General features: G+C 72.9%; 9 protein-coding genes. 6 read left to right on the forward strand and 3 right to left on the reverse strand.

Translation table 11 applies throughout. The annotated features are described in order from the left end of the window. Positions 1–195 precede the first annotated feature (195 nt). Together AB0M30_RS41305 and AB0M30_RS41310 are read right to left on the reverse strand one after the other, a co-directional pair. Entirely contained in the window at positions 196–1,584 is a 1,389-nt protein-coding gene (locus AB0M30_RS41305) for an FAD-binding oxidoreductase (RefSeq protein ID WP_364596222.1), read from the reverse strand. Positions 1,585–1,666: 82 nt separating this feature from the next. After that, on the reverse strand, positions 1,667–4,660 hold the full coding sequence (locus tag AB0M30_RS41310; RefSeq protein ID WP_364596225.1) for an AAA family ATPase: 2,994 nt from the start codon (positions 4,658–4,660) through the stop codon (positions 1,667–1,669). Between the two features lie 90 nt (positions 4,661–4,750). On the opposite strand from AB0M30_RS41310, the gene sthA reads away from it, so the two are divergent. After that, entirely contained in the window at positions 4,751–6,160 is a 1,410-nt protein-coding gene (gene sthA, locus AB0M30_RS41315) for a Si-specific NAD(P)(+) transhydrogenase (protein ID WP_364596228.1), read from the forward strand. 84 nt (positions 6,161–6,244) lie between these two features. On the opposite strand, the gene AB0M30_RS41320 is transcribed toward sthA, so the two are convergent. Next, positions 6,245–6,550 carry a hypothetical protein gene (locus AB0M30_RS41320; RefSeq protein WP_364596231.1) on the reverse strand — a complete coding sequence of 102 codons (306 nt, stop codon included), beginning with the start codon at positions 6,548–6,550 and terminating at the stop codon, positions 6,245–6,247. Between the two features lie 227 nt (positions 6,551–6,777). Here AB0M30_RS41320 and AB0M30_RS41325 point away from each other — a divergent pair, with 227 nt between their 5' ends. From AB0M30_RS41325 to AB0M30_RS41345, 5 genes are all read left to right on the forward strand, one after another. Then, positions 6,778–8,667: an intein-containing Rv2578c family radical SAM protein gene (locus AB0M30_RS41325; protein ID WP_364596234.1), complete on the forward strand. Its 1,890-nt coding sequence runs from the start codon at positions 6,778–6,780 to the stop codon at positions 8,665–8,667. A 156-nt stretch (positions 8,668–8,823) separates the two neighbouring features. Beyond that, the gene (gene merB, locus AB0M30_RS41330; protein WP_364596237.1) at positions 8,824–9,426 is read left to right on the forward strand and encodes an organomercurial lyase; all 603 of its coding nucleotides are present in this window, start codon (positions 8,824–8,826) and stop codon (positions 9,424–9,426) included. A gap of 95 nt (positions 9,427–9,521) precedes the next feature. Next, complete coding sequence (gene aspS, locus AB0M30_RS41335) at positions 9,522–11,297, forward strand: aspartate--tRNA ligase (RefSeq protein ID WP_364596240.1); 1,776 nt, start codon at positions 9,522–9,524, stop codon at positions 11,295–11,297. Next, positions 11,297–12,244, forward strand: coding sequence for a DUF389 domain-containing protein (locus AB0M30_RS41340; protein WP_364596243.1), 948 nt, complete (start codon positions 11,297–11,299; stop codon positions 12,242–12,244). The genes aspS and AB0M30_RS41340 overlap by 1 nt, the downstream gene beginning before the upstream one ends. A gap of 79 nt (positions 12,245–12,323) precedes the next feature. Further along, on the forward strand, positions 12,324–13,505 hold the full coding sequence (locus AB0M30_RS41345; protein ID WP_364596245.1) for a phosphotransferase: 1,182 nt from the start codon (positions 12,324–12,326) through the stop codon (positions 13,503–13,505). The last annotated feature ends 443 nt before the right edge of the window (positions 13,506–13,948 follow it).

A 13,948-nucleotide genomic window follows, 5' to 3' on the forward strand; every position in this document is an offset into this window, starting at 1 on the left:
AGGTCGACGTAGGCGGTCATGCCCTCGCGGGCGTAGCCGTGCGCCAGGTCGAACATCGAGCAAGGCGGGAAAGCGTGCCTTGACACGATGCCGCCGGCCGTGTTCTGGCTTCGGATCGGGGTTGCGGGGGGCCTGGGTGCCGTTGGGGTCGGCTTTTGCGTGCTGCCGGCCGTGCCGCCGTGGGGTTTCCGGTTCTTACGCTGGGCGGATGTTCTGGTTGATGTGGAACGCGTTCTCCGGGTCGTACCTTCGCTTCACCGCTGCCAGGCGGTCGTAATTGCCTCGGTAAGACGCTTTCACGCGGTCCTGGCCCTCCTCCATCATGAAGTTCACGTACGCTCCGCCCGCTGATGTCGGGTGGAGCTCCTCCCAGTAGTTGCGTGTCCACTGGGCGATGGCTTCCGCCTTCTCCGGGTCGGGATCCACTCCCACGATCACGCCCGACCAGCCGCCCGATCGGTGGGGGAATGCCGTTGCGTCCGGGGCGATGCGGCTTGCCGCGCCGTCGATCGGGTACAGGTGCATCGAGGAATGCATTGTCGGGAGTTGCTCGCCGTGCTTGAGGTGGATTTCGATCGCCTCGTCCGAGATCTCGTGGAACACGTCCGCTCGCCAGTACCATTGCAAGCCGGCCGGGTACAGCGCGTCGAATGCTCCCTGCAACGCCGTGTACGGCATGCTCTGCAAGCCGACCAGCAGGGGGGTGCCGAACGAGCGGACCGGTTCCAGCACTTCCTCCGCCTTGTCGTGCGATCCCGTGTAGCACCAGACGATTCCGCACGCCTTGCGGCCCCACAGCTGCTCCGGGAACGGTGGTGCGGGCGGCACCGTCAGCAGGCCGAACCAGCCGTTCAGCTCTTCGGGCAGCGACGGCAGCAGCTCGCGGTACCAGCGCAGCACGTCCGGGGTGTCGGCCAGGTCGTACAGCACCGGGCCGCCGATGATCACGCCGTGCTCGCCGATGTCGTGGCAGCGGAACGTGAACGAGGTGACGACGCCGAAGTTGCCGCCGCCGCCGCGCAACGCCCAGAACAGGTCGGGGTGCTCGGACTCCGATGCGTGCACGAACGTGCCGTCGGCCAGGACGACGTCCGCGCCGAGCAGGTTATCCACCGTCAGGCCGAAGCGGCGGGCCAGGTAGCCGATGCCGCCGCCGAGGGTCAGGCCCGCGACTCCGGTGGACGCCACGATGCCCGAGGGGGTCGCCATGCCGAACGCGACCGTGGCGTGGTCGACGTCGCCCCAGGTGCAGCCGGCGTCGGCGCGGACCGTGTGGTGCACGGGGTCCACGGTCGTGCTGCGCAGCCGCGACAGGTCGATCACCAGGGCGCCGTCAGCGACGCCGAGGCCGCCCGCGTTGTGGCCGCCGCCGCGCACCGCGAGGTCCAAGCCCTGGGCGCGGCCGTAGCGGACGCAGGCGACGACGTCGGCGGCGTCGCGGCAGTACGCGATCGCCGCGGGGCGTTTGTCGATCATGGCGTTGTAGACGGCGCGAGCTCCGTCGTAGCCGGGGTCGGCCGGGGTGACGAGGTCGCCGCGCAGCGTGGCGGCCAGTTCCTCGTGCGGCAAGGCGGTGGTGGTCATGGTGAGTTCCCTCTCGGATTTGCGGTACTCGAGGGAACGTAGGCAGCCGGCGTTCGCGCAGCGTTCGGTCCGTTCGCGCCGGTCAGGACGCGGACACCGCACCCAGGTCCGCCTCCGCGCGCCGCCGCAGGGCGGTGCTGCCCTGGGCGCGGGCCAGGTCCGCGGCCGCCCGCAGGCGGGGGACCGGGTCGGCGTCGTGTGCCGCGCGCAGCCGCAGGACCTCCGGCAGCCACCAGCGGTCGTCGCGGGCCTCGCCGGCCGCCAGCGCGGCGTCCAGTGTCGCGCGGGCCGCCTCCGGGGCCGACAGCTCGGCGACCAGCGACAGCCAGTACGGCATCCGGGCGAACGCCCCCTCCGCCTTGAGGTTCGCGACGCCCTCCTGCGCCGCGGCCAGCCCGGCCACGCCGCCGCGGACCCAGCCGCCCAGGACCAGCGCCCACTCGCGGTAGTACGCGAAGCCGTACCGGTCGCACAGCGCCGTCAGCTCGGCCACCGCCGTCCCGAGCGCCCGGCGGTCACGGCGCATCTGGTGGGTGATCCCGGCGTACGCCAGCGCGATGGCCAGGCTGTACGGGTGGTCGATCCGGCGGGCGAGGGCGATCGCCCCGGCGCCGCACGCCACGGCCGCGTCCTCGTGCCCGAGCAGCCAGTGGGCGTGGGCCGCCCAGGCCGGTCCGTGGACGTCCGGGCGGGTGCCGATCGGCCACGACGACGCGCCGCGCGTGCGTTCGGCGCCCAGGTCGAAGTGCCGCAGCGCCTCGGCCGGGTCGTGCCCGAGGCTCAGCGACGAACCCGCGACGATGAAGTGCGCCGACCCGCCCTGCGCGGCGCTCGTGCCCGGCGTCAGGAGCGCGAGGGCGCGTTCGGCCGCCTCGTGGGCCTGGACGGTCCGGCCCTGGACGAACCGTGACGACCACAGCTCCAGCAGCGCGGTGAGCGCGGCCTCCTCGTCGCCCAGCGATTCGGCGAGCGCGAGCGAACGCTCGAGGGTGTGCTGCAGCTCGGGGGACGAGTAGCCCTGGTGTGCGTTGAGGGGACCGGCGAGCGCTTCGAGGACGGCCAGCTCGTCCCGGTCGCGGTTGCCGCTCGCCGGGCGGGCGCGGACGAGGGCCAGGGCTTCCCGCAGCAGCCGGATCGCTTCGGCGTGGGCGAACGTGCTCGCCGCGACGGCGGCCGCCCGCCGGTAGTGGGCGACGGCGCGGTCCGGGCGGCCGCCGCGGGCGTACTGCTCGGCCAACTGCGCCGCCACGGCGTCGGTGTCCCCGGCGTGCAGCAGCTCCAGGCCCTGGGCCAGCCGCCGGTGCAGCAGCCACCGCCGCGGCGGGCTGACCTGCTGGTAGGCGGTCTCGCGCAGCAGGTCGTGGGTGAAGTCGTAGCTGCCGCCGGACTCGCGCACCAGCCGGCGGCGCCACAGCTCGTCGACGGCGTCGACGACGGTGTCCGCGTCCAGGTCGCTCGCCTCGGTGAGCAGCTCGAGGGTGACGTCCCGGCCGGCCGCGGCGGCGAGCCCGGCGATCTCGCGGGCGGCCGGGCCCGGTTGCTCCAGCCGCGTCCGCAGCACGGCGGCCAGCCCCTCGGCGGGCGGGGAATCGTGCGCCCGCAAGGCTTCGACGACGTAGAGCGGATAGCCGCCGGTGGCCGCGTGCAGCAGGTCGCGGTCCGAAGTGGACAGTGGACGCCCGGCGACCGCTTCGCCGAGGCGGGCCGTGCCGTCGGCGTCGAACGGGCGCAGCGGCAGCTCGGTCAGCCTGCCGTCGTCGCGCAGCTGGGCCGTCCAGGCCGCGCCGGCCGGACCGGAATCGCCGTCGCGCAGGGTCGCGGCGACCAGCAGCGGCGCGTCCGGCAGCAGGCCGAGGCCGAAGGTGAGGAACGCGCCCGTCTCCTGGTCGCACCACTGCGCGTTGTCGAGCACCAGCAGGACGGGCCGCCCGCCGGCGGTGAGCGCCCGGGCCAGTCCCTCGAAGAACCGCAGGCGCTGCCAGGCTTCGACGGCCACGTGCCCGCCGCCGGCCGTCCGGGCGGCCGGCAGCAGCCGGTCGACTTCGGCGCGCCACACCGGGTCCAGCGACGCCGCCGCCTTCTGCACGGCCGGGTTGCGCAGCCAGTCGGCCACCGGCGCCAGCGGGAGCCGTCCCGGCGTGCCGAAGCACCGGCCGGCGGCCACGACCGCGCCCTCGGCGCGCGCCGAGGCGGCGAGCTCGCTGACCAGCCGGGTCTTGCCGACCCCGGCGTCGCCGCGCACGAGGACGAGCCCGGCGCGGCCCGCCGCGGCCGTCCGCCAGAGCTCGCCGAGGCGGGCCAGCTCCGTGGCGCGGCCGACGAGCCCGGGTGCGGCCGGCCGCCGGGGCTCGGGGTCCGGCCGGGCCAGCAGCCGCCGCAGCGCCGCGCGCGTCGGCTCGGCCGGGACGACGCCGAGCTCGCGCTCGAGCACCGACGCACACCGGTGGTAGGTGCTCACCGCGCCCGCCCGGTCCCCGGCCTCGGCCTGCAGCCCCATCAGCGTCCGGTAGCCGGTCTCTTCGAGGGGACGCAGCGCGATCCGGCGGCGGGCCGCGGCGAGCGCGGTGGCGGGGTCGTCCGACGGTGTCCGGCCGATCAGGTCGCACAGTTCGACGCACTGGCGTTCGAGTTCGGCGCGGGCGGCCAGGACCCAGTCGTCGGCCAGGCCGGGCAGCAGGTCGCCGCGGTAGGCCGCCAGCGCGGCCCGGGCGTGGCCGACGGCTTCACCGGGGTCCCCGGCGGCCAGCGCGGCCCGGTGGGCGACGGCGAACTCCCGGACGTCCACGCGGCTCGACGGCGAGTCCCGCCAGCACAGGTCCTGCCCGGTGACGGTCAGCGGCGGCGGGTCGCCCAGCACGCGGCGCAGCTGGTGCAGTTCGCGGCGGAGGTTGGTCAGCGCCTGCGCGTCGGTGGAATCCGGCCAGAACAGCCCGGCGAGCAGGCGCCGGGGCTGCGCGCGGCCGGCGTGCAGGACGAGGTGGGCCACGAGCGCGACCGACCGCGGCGACCGCGTCAGCACGGCGCCGGACTCGTCGTCGGCGATCACCTGCTCGCCCAGCAGTGCGACGCGCAGCACCCGGACACGCTAGCCCCTCGGCGGGTCCGTGCGCGGATCTTCACCGGCCGGGGGTTGCGCCCGGACCGCGGGGTGCGCAGGCTCGACGTCGTGAGCGAGCACGAGTACGACCTCATCGTCATCGGTTCGGGCCCCGGCGGGCAGAAGGCCGCGATCGCCGCGGCGAAGCTCGGCAAGAAGGTGGCGGTCATCGACCGGCACGACATGGTCGGCGGGGTGTGCGTCAACACCGGCACGATCCCGTCCAAGACCCTGCGCGAAGCCGTGCTCTACCTGACCGGCATGAACCAGCGCGAGCTCTACGGCGCGAGCTACCGCGTCAAGCACGACATCACCATCGCCGACCTGCTCGCCCGCACCCAGCACGTCGTCGGGCGCGAGGTCCAGGTCGTGCGCGCGCAGCTGATGCGCAACCACATCGACCTGGTCGACGGCACCGCCTCCTTCTTCGACCCGCACACCGTGCTGGTCGACGGCCGGCACCGCGGCGACCGGCGGACGCTGTCGGCCGACCACGTCGTGATCGCCACCGGCACCCGGCCCGCGCGGCCGAAGCAGGTCGACTTCGACGCCGCCCGGGTGCTCGACTCCGACGAGATCCTGCGGCTCGAGCAGATCCCGTCGTCGCTCGTGGTGGTGGGCGCCGGGGTGATCGGGATCGAATACGCGTCGATGTTCGCCGCACTCGGCTCGCGGGTCACCGTGGTCGAGCAGCGCGAGCACATGCTCGACTTCTGCGACCCGGAGATCGTCGAGTCGCTCAAGTTCCAGCTGCGCGACCTCGGCGTCACGTTCCGCTTCGGCGAGAAGGTCGCGGACGTGGCGGTGTCCGACCACGCGACCATCACGACGCTGGTCAGCGGCAAGCGCATCCCGGCCGACGGCGTCATGTACTCCGCCGGCCGCCAGGGCATGACCGGCGAGCTCAACCTGGAGGCGGCGGGCCTGGCCGCGGACGAGCGCGGCCGGCTGGTGGTCGACGAGAACTACCGCACCCCGGTACCGCACATCTACGCGGTCGGCGACGTGATCGGCTTCCCGGCACTGGCGGCGACGTCGATGGACCAGGGCCGGCTCGCGGCGTACCACGCGTTCGGCGAGCCGGCGCACGAGCTCGGCGCGCTGCAGCCGATCGGCATCTACACGATCCCCGAGATCTCCTACGTGGGCGCGACCGAGGCCCAGCTGACGTCGTCGTCGGTGCCGTACGAGGTCGGCATCGCGCGGTACCGCGAGCTGGCGCGCGGCCAGATCACCGGCGACAGCTACGGGATGCTGAAGCTGCTGGTGTCCACGACGGACCGCAAGCTGCTGGGCGTCCACGTGTTCGGCACGGGCGCGACGGATCTGGTCCACATCGGACAGGCGGTGATGGGCTGCGGCGGCACGGTCGACTACCTGGTGGACGCGGTGTTCAACTACCCGACGCTGTCGGAGGCGTACAAGGTGGCGGCGCTGGACGCGACCAACAAGATCCGGGCCTTGGAGCGCTTCTCCTGAGCCCGGCCTACGGCGTCACCTGACCTGGGCGCGGGGATCGGAGTAGCTCCACCCTGCGCCACAGGCGTCGCGGCGACCGGCCGGTCAGCAGTCGCCGGCCCGGACGAAGGTGGCCGTCCGGATGGCGCTCGTCGGCCCGATGTAGGTGTCGCTCTTGCCGTGCGCGCAGACGTAGAAGTCCCTCGACTGCTTGGTGTCGGCCTTCACCAGATGGTCGTAGATGGAGCAGTTGCCGTAGTAGACGGTCGGAAGGCCGCGGGGATAGTCCACGTGGGTGCCGCAGATGTGGGAGCCGGGATCCGCCACGGCCGGGGGAGCAGCGAGGACGCTGGTGGTGAGCGCCAGCCCCAGGCAGGCGGCGAGCGGGTACTTCGCGGTCCGGAGGTTCATCGGTCCTGCCTTCCGGCGGTGCGGACAAGGGCACGGCGACCACGCCGGCGGGCCGTGGCCGGTTGAGCGGGCGGCCGGAACGTCAGCCGATCGGCCCAGTGCCCGAAACGACCCCGTGCTCGGCTCCGCGAACGGCCCACCGGTCCCACGAGCACCACCGGCACCACGTGATCCGCTGGTCCCGAACCGGTTTGACACCCGTATAGAACATATGTTCGACTGACGCCGTGCGATGGGATCGGCAGCGGACAGGGGAAGGTGAACCGGCACTGCCCGGGCTCGAGGGCCTGGTGCGCTCGGTGCGGTCACCGGAATTCGACGGCGTCACCTTTCACGAGGTGCACGCGCGGTCGGTGCTGAACAAGGTGCCCGCCGGCTCCGGGGTGCCCTTCGGCTGGACCGTCAACCCCTACCGCGGCTGCTCGCACGCCTGCACCTACTGCCTCGAAGGCGGCACCCGGATCCTGATGGCCGACGGCCGCACGAAGGCGTTGTCCGACTTGACGGTCGGCGACGAGATCTACGGCACCCGCGGCCACGGCGCGTCCCGGCGGCTGGTGCCGACCCGGGTCGAGGCGCACTGGACCACGCTGCGCGCCGCCTACCGCGTGACCCTCGAAGACGGCACCCGGCTCGTCGCCGGCGGCGATCACCGGTTCCTCACGAGCAAGGGGTGGAAACACGTCACCGGCAGCAAGTTCGGCGCCGCCCAGCGGCCGCACCTGGAGCCCGGCACCGAGCTGATCGGCGTCGGCCGGTTCGCGCCGACGCCGGACGAGACGCTCGGCTACCGGGCCGGCTACCTGTGCGGGATGCTGCGCTCCGGCGGGTTCGCCGCGGAGCCGGACGCCGCCGCGCGGGCGCTGGAATACCTGCCGGACTTCGGGGCGTCGGTCGGTTTTCTCAAGGTACCGCCGGATCCGGACGCCCACTGGCAGCGCGGGTTCCTCGCCGGCGTCTTCGACCTCGCGGGCGATTACGGCCGGGGCGTCCTCGCGGTCGCGCACGACGAGCCCGAGATCGCCGACGCCTTCACCGCCGCGCTCGCCCGCTTCGGCTTCGCCCACCAGCTCGACGAGGTGCCGAAGTTCCCGACGCGCCAGGAGATCCGGCTGCTCGGCGGGGTCGGCGAGGTGCTGCGGTTCTTCCACGTGAGCAACCCCGCCGTGCCGTGGAAGCGGTCGCTCGAAGGCGCGGCGATCGGCTCGAGCCGGCGCCGCGTGGAGGCGATCGAACCGCTCGGCCTGCAGCTGCCGCTGTTCGACATCACCACCGGCACCGGCGACTTCGTGGCCGACGGCATGGTGTCGCACAACTGCTTCGCCCGGAACACCCACACCTACCTCGACTTCGACGCCGGCCGCGACTTCGACACGCAGGTCGTCGTCAAGGTCAACGCCCCGCAGGTGCTGGCGGCGCAGCTGAAGAAGCCGTCGTGGCGGCGGGAGCACGTCGCGATGGGCACCAACACCGACCCCTACCAGCGCGCCGAGGGCCGCTACCGGCTGATGCCGGGCATCATCACGGCGCTGGCGCGGTCCGGCACGCCGCTGTCGGTGCTGACCAAGGGCACGGTGCTGGCCCGGGACCTGCCGCTGCTGCGGGACGTCGCCCGGGACGTGCCGGTGGGGCTCGCGGTGTCGATCGCGCTGCTCGACGAAGAGCTGCAGCACCGCCTCGAACCCGGCACCCCGAGCCCGCGGGCGCGGCTGGAGCTGGTCCGCAAGGCCCGCGAGGCCGGGCTGCCGTGCTCGGTGCTGGTGGCGCCGGTGCTCCCGTGGCTGACCGACTCCGAGGAGGCGCTGGACGAGCTCTTCGCCCAGCTGGCCGACGTCGGTGCGACGAGCGTCACGGCGTTCGCGCTGCACCTGCGGCCCGGGGCGCGGGAGTGGTTCGGCCGCTGGCTGGCGGGCTCGCACCCGGAGCTCGTCCCGCGGTACCGGGAGCTGTACGCGCGGGGCAGTTACGTGCGGAAGGCCTACCGGGAGGGGCTCGCGGAGCGGGTCGGCCCGCTGTTGCGGCGGCACGGCCTGGACCGCAAGCCCGGTCTCGACGCGCGCGGTCCCGAGCTGCCGGCGGCCGAGGCCGCTCCCGCGGAGCAGCTGCGCCTGCTCTGAAAGTCCCTTGTGGACCCGGCGGGTGACGTACTGGGCCGTTCGGGGCGATTGTGGCCCGGTGTCTTCGGTTTGCGGCAAAATGTCCGATCGTGTCGTTGTCGTCCCGCCTCACCGGCGCCTAACGTCGAAGGGATCGATCCCGAAAGGAGCCGGACGATGACGACTTCGCAGACCGATCGTGTCGCAGCCGCCCGGCTCGCCTGGGCCGCCCTGAAGCTGACCCGGGCCGGCCGGCACCCGGTCGGCGTCGACCGGCTGGCCGCCACCGTCGGCGTCACCCCGATCGAGGCCCGGCGGCTGGTCGAGCTGATCGGGTTCACCCTGCACCGCGACCTGGTGTCGACCGGCCCGGCCCCCCGCGGCGCCCACCACCGCATCGAGCCCGCCGAAGGCACCCTCGGCGCGGGCCCGGACGGCACGGTCGACATGTTCCTGCTGGCCATCGCGACCGGCGAGCGCGTCCACGCGACGGCGATCTGCCCGGTCACCGGCACGCGCATCCGCATCGAACTGGTGTCGAACGCGATCCTGCTGGCCGACCCGCCCTCGGCGGTGGTCGCGGCGGTCGACCTCGGGTTCGGGCTCGACGGGGCCGACGCGATGGCCTGCGCTGGGCAGCCGTTCTTCGCCTCCGCGTCCGCGGCGGCGAGCTGGCTGGTGGCGCACCCCGGCGGGCGCATCTACCGGGTGGCCGCCTACCTGACCCAGGCCCACCGCCTGGTCGCGGCACTGGAGACCCGGCCCAAGTACGTCCTCTGACCACCGCGCCGGGCGAGCCTGCCGACGTCGTAGGGTGGGTGGTTCGTTAGCCTTCAAGCGGCGAGAACCACCCATGTCGAAGGAGAGCAGTCGCAGTGCTCCGCACTCACAACGCCGGCACCCTGGGTGCCGGACAGGCCGGACAGACCGTCACCCTCACCGGATGGGTGGCCCGGCGGCGCGATCACGGCGGCGTCATCTTCATCGACCTCCGCGATGCCAGCGGCGTCGCCCAGGTCGTCTTCCGCGAAGGCGAGATGGCCGAGCGCGCGCACGCGCTGCGCTCGGAGTTCTGCGTGAAGATCGTCGGTGAGGTCGCCGAGCGGCCCGAGGGCAACGCCAACGCCGAGATCCCCACCGGCGAGATCGAGGTCCTCGCGACCGAGCTCGAGGTGCTGTCCGAGTCCGCGCCGCTGCCGTTCCCGATCGACGACCGCGTCGACGTCGGCGAGGAGATCCGTCTCAAGCACCGCTACCTCGACCTGCGCCGCAGCGGCCCGGCCGCGGCCATGCGGCTGCGCAGCGAGGTCAGCCGCGCCGCGCGCGAGGTGCTGCACGCCCAGGACTTCGTCGAGATCGAGACCCCGACGATGACCCGCTCGACGCCCGAAGGCGCGCGCGACTTCCTGGTGCCCGCCCGTCTCAAGCCCGGCTCCTGGTACGCGCTGCCGCAGTCGCCGCAGCTGTTCAAGCAGCTGCTCATGGTCGGCGGCATGGAGCGGTACTACCAGATCGCCCGCTGCTACCGCGACGAAGACTTCCGCGCCGACCGGCAGCCGGAGTTCACCCAGCTCGACATCGAGATGAGCTTCGTCGAGCAGGACGACGTCATCGCGCTGGGCGAGGACATCGTCTCGGCGCTGTGGAAGCTGATCGGGCACGAGATCCCGCGGCCCATCCCGCGCATCACCTACCACGAGGCGATGGCCAAGTACGGCTCGGACAAGCCGGACCTGCGCTTCGACCTCGAGATCACCGACATGACGGAGTTCTTCGCCGACACGCCGTTCCGCGTGTTCCAGGCGCCCTACGTCGGTGCGGTCGTCATGGCCGGCGGGGCGAGCCAGCCGCGCCGCCAGCTCGACGCCTGGCAGGAATGGGCGAAGCAGCGCGGCGCGCGCGGCCTCGCGTACATCCTCGTCAACGAGGACGGCACGCTCGGCGGCCCGGTCGCCAAGAACCTGTCCGAGACCGAGCGCGAGAACGTCGCCGCCGCGGCGGGCGCGAAGCCGGGCGACTGCATCTTCTTCTCCGCGGGCAAGGCCGCTTCGACGCAGCCGCTGCTCGGCGCCGCGCGCGACGAGATCGGCAAGCGGCTCGGCCTGATCGACGAAAACGCCTGGTCGTTCGTGTGGGTCGTCGACGCGCCGCTGTTCGCGCCGGTCGAGGACATCGGCGACGACGTCGCCGTCGGCTCCGGCAAGTGGACCGCCGTGCACCACGCGTTCACCTCGCCGACCCCGGAGTGGATCGACAAGTTCGAGCAGGACCCGGGCAACGCGCTGGCCTACGCCTACGACATCGTCTGCAACGGCAACGAGATCGGCGGCGGCTCGATCCGTATCCACCGCGGCGACGTCCAGAAGCGCGTCTTCAGCCTGATGGGCCTCGGCGAGGAGGAGGCGCAGGAGAAGTTCGGCTTCCTGCTCGACGCCTTCGCCTTCGGCCCCCCGCCGCACGGCGGTATCGCGTTCGGCTGGGACCGCATCGTCATGCTGCTGGCCAAGGCCGACTCGCTGCGGGACGTCATCGCGTTCCCGAAGACCGGCGGCGGGTACGACCCGCTGACCGCCGCGCCCGCACCGATCACCGCGCAGCAGCGCAAGGAAGCCGGGATCGACGCGAAGCCGGCCGCCGCCCCGCCGAACTAGTGCTGCACCTCAGGGCCGTGTGCCCGTCGGACAAGACCGCCGAGGCGCTCGAGATCCTGCGGGCCCACGCCGGCACCGCGCACCTCATCGTGCACCGCGGTGCCGCCGTGGAGCCGGCGGGTGACCTGGTCGAGGCCGACATCGCGCGCGAAGCGGCGGACGAGATCGTCGACGCGCTGTGCGTGCTCGACCTCGACCACACCGGCGGCATCACGCTCGAAGCGCTCGACACCGCGCTGTCCGACGCCGCCGACGCGGCGGAGGAGGCGGCGCCGGGTGAGGCGGCCGACGCCGTCGTCTGGCAGGAGCTGCTCGGCCGCACGGGTGAGGAGTCGCGGCTGAACGTGACGTTCCTGGCGTTTCTCACCATCGCGTGCCTGCTCGCCGGCGTCGGCGTGCTCACCGACTCCTCGGTGACGATCGTCGGCGCGATGGTCGTCGGGCCGGAGTTCGGGCCGCTGGCGGCGCTCGCCGTCGGCCTGGTGCTGCGGCACCGGCAGCTGATCCGGCAGGCCGTGGCCGCGCTCGGCATCGGGTTTCCCCTGGCCATGGTGGTCACGCTGGGCGGCGTCCTGCTGGTGCGGGCGACCGACGTTTTCGGCGAGAAGGCGTTCGAGCTGCAGCAGCACAACGAGGTCGACTTCGTGTTCTCCGTCGGGGCTCCGTCGCTGGTGGTGGCGATGCTCGCCGGTGCCGCGGGGATGCTCGCCATGACGTCGGCGAAGTCGGCCGCGCTGGTGGGCGTGTTCATCTCGGTGACCACGGTGCCGGCCGCGGGCTACGCGGTCGTCGCGGCCGTGGCGGGGGAGTGGAGCCGGTGCCTCCAGTCCGTCGGGCAGCTGCTGGTCAACCTTCTCGGAATCGTTGCAGCAGCGGCCATTGTGTTGATCGTGCGCCGGAATGGGCAACGTTCACCGGTGGAAACGCGTCCGCTTTCACGCGGGTGACCCGTCTCCGGACGGGATGCCCCTTTTTGTCCGGATGTCAGTAGTCATGGTTGCTCAGTCACGAGTAGGGTCGGTGACAATGACAGTCGACACCTCCTCCGCCGGCGATGCTGGAGTCGGGGCAGGAGCCGAGCAGCTCGCCATCGCCGCGGCGGTCGCGGCGGGCGAGTCCGTTCTCTCACGCCGGTTCGGCAGCGCGATCACGCTGGTCTCGCCCGAGGACCTGGCGGGGAGCGGGCCGGCCACGGTGGTCCGGGCGCGGGTGGTGTCGTCGTTCGCGCTGCCCCGCACGCTCGTCATCAAGCACTACCCGGACCGGCCGGAGTCCGGCGCCGACCCGTTCGCCCAGGAGGCGGTCAGCTACCAGCTGTTCACGGCGCTGGCCCCGGACGAGCGGATGTGCCCGGAGCTGGTGGCCCACGACGGCCGCGACCGCGTGCTCGTGCTCGAGGACCTCGGCCGCACGCCGACGCTGGAGGACGAGCTCTACGCCCGCGACTCCCGCGCGGCCGAGCGCGCGCTGCTGTCCTGGGCCCGGTCGCTGGGACGCCTCCACGCGAGCACGGCCGGCCGCGAAGCGGACTTCAACGCGCTGCTGCGGCGGCTCGGCGGCCCGGCGAAGGGCGACACCGACGGCGTCGACGCGTTGTGTTCGCGGGTCCCTTCGCTGATTCAGGAGCGCTTGGGCATCCCGGTGCCGGACGAGGTGCTCGCGCAGGTGGAGGCGGCGGTCGAGCAATCCCGCGCGGCGGGGTTCCGGGCGTTCAGCCCGGTCGAGCTGAGCCCGGACAACAACCTGGTGACCGGCCAGGGGGTGCGGTTCCTCGACTTCGAGAACGGCCGGGTTCGCTCGGCCCTCGACGACGCGGCTCATCTGAGGCTGCCGTTCGCGAGCTGGCCGGACGCGCTCGCCCTGCCGGCGGGGATGAGCGAGGCGATGATCGCTGCCTGGCGGGCGGAGGTGGTCGGGGTGTGGCCGGCTTTTGCCGATGACGAGGTTCTTGCGGCGCATTTGACGTGCAGTGAGCTGCTGCGGGTTTGGCTGATCACGGGGGAGGAGCTGGGGGCGTTGAACCTTTCCCGGCACGCCGCGCCGGTCAGCCGGGAGGCCGCGTTCGTGACCTGGTGGCGGGATTTGGCGAAGCATGCCGGGTATGTCCGGATGGGGGCGGTTTCGGAGTTTGCCGCTCGGGTGGCTGCGGCGCTTGCGGCTCGGCTGGGGCCGCATGCTGATCTGGCGTTTTATCCTGCGTTCCGGTGAGTGTGGGGGGTTTGTCCACAAGTTGGCCGGGGTGTTGATGGGTGGGCCGGTTTGTGGGTTCAGGCGGGTTTTTTGTCCGGGGTGGCCGTTACGCTGGAAGCGGGGGCAGCCCCCAGGGAGGGCGGGCCGTGCCGGGGGTGGCTCTGCCGGGTGGCTCTGCCGGGGTTTTCCCGCCGGCCCGAACGCCGGATTGTTCAACGGCCGCCAGGCCGTGTCAAGGCGGGAAAGCGTGCCTTGACACGGCCTGGCGGCCGCTGAGGCGGCTGCGTATCGGGTCGGCAGGGGGGTGTGGCCGGAGGGGTTGTGGCGTTGACCGTTGTAGTGGAGTGAACTGGCGCTGAGCGCCACTCCTCTCGCCTCGCCACTCCGCCATGTCCGCTGCCGCGCCGCGCAAGCCGCGCCGCGCAAGCCGCGCCGCGCAAGCCGCGCCGCGCAACCGCGTC

This window comes from Amycolatopsis sp. NPDC051716 (assembly GCF_040681595.1).
Classification (GTDB): Bacteria; Actinomycetota; Actinomycetes; order Mycobacteriales; family Pseudonocardiaceae; genus Amycolatopsis.

Excerpts from the sequence above, each read along its gene's own strand:
- merB (WP_364596237.1), top strand. The coding sequence starts at position 8,824 with ATGACGACTTCGCAGACCGATCGTGTCGCAGCCGCCCGGCTCGCCTGG.
- AB0M30_RS41345 (WP_364596245.1), top strand. The coding sequence starts at position 12,324 with ATGACAGTCGACACCTCCTCCGCCGGCGATGCTGGAGTCGGGGCAGGA.
- AB0M30_RS41305 (WP_364596222.1), bottom strand. The coding sequence starts at position 1,584 with ATGACCACCACCGCCTTGCCGCACGAGGAACTGGCCGCCACGCTGCGC.
- AB0M30_RS41320 (WP_364596231.1), bottom strand. The coding sequence starts at position 6,550 with ATGAACCTCCGGACCGCGAAGTACCCGCTCGCCGCCTGCCTGGGGCTG.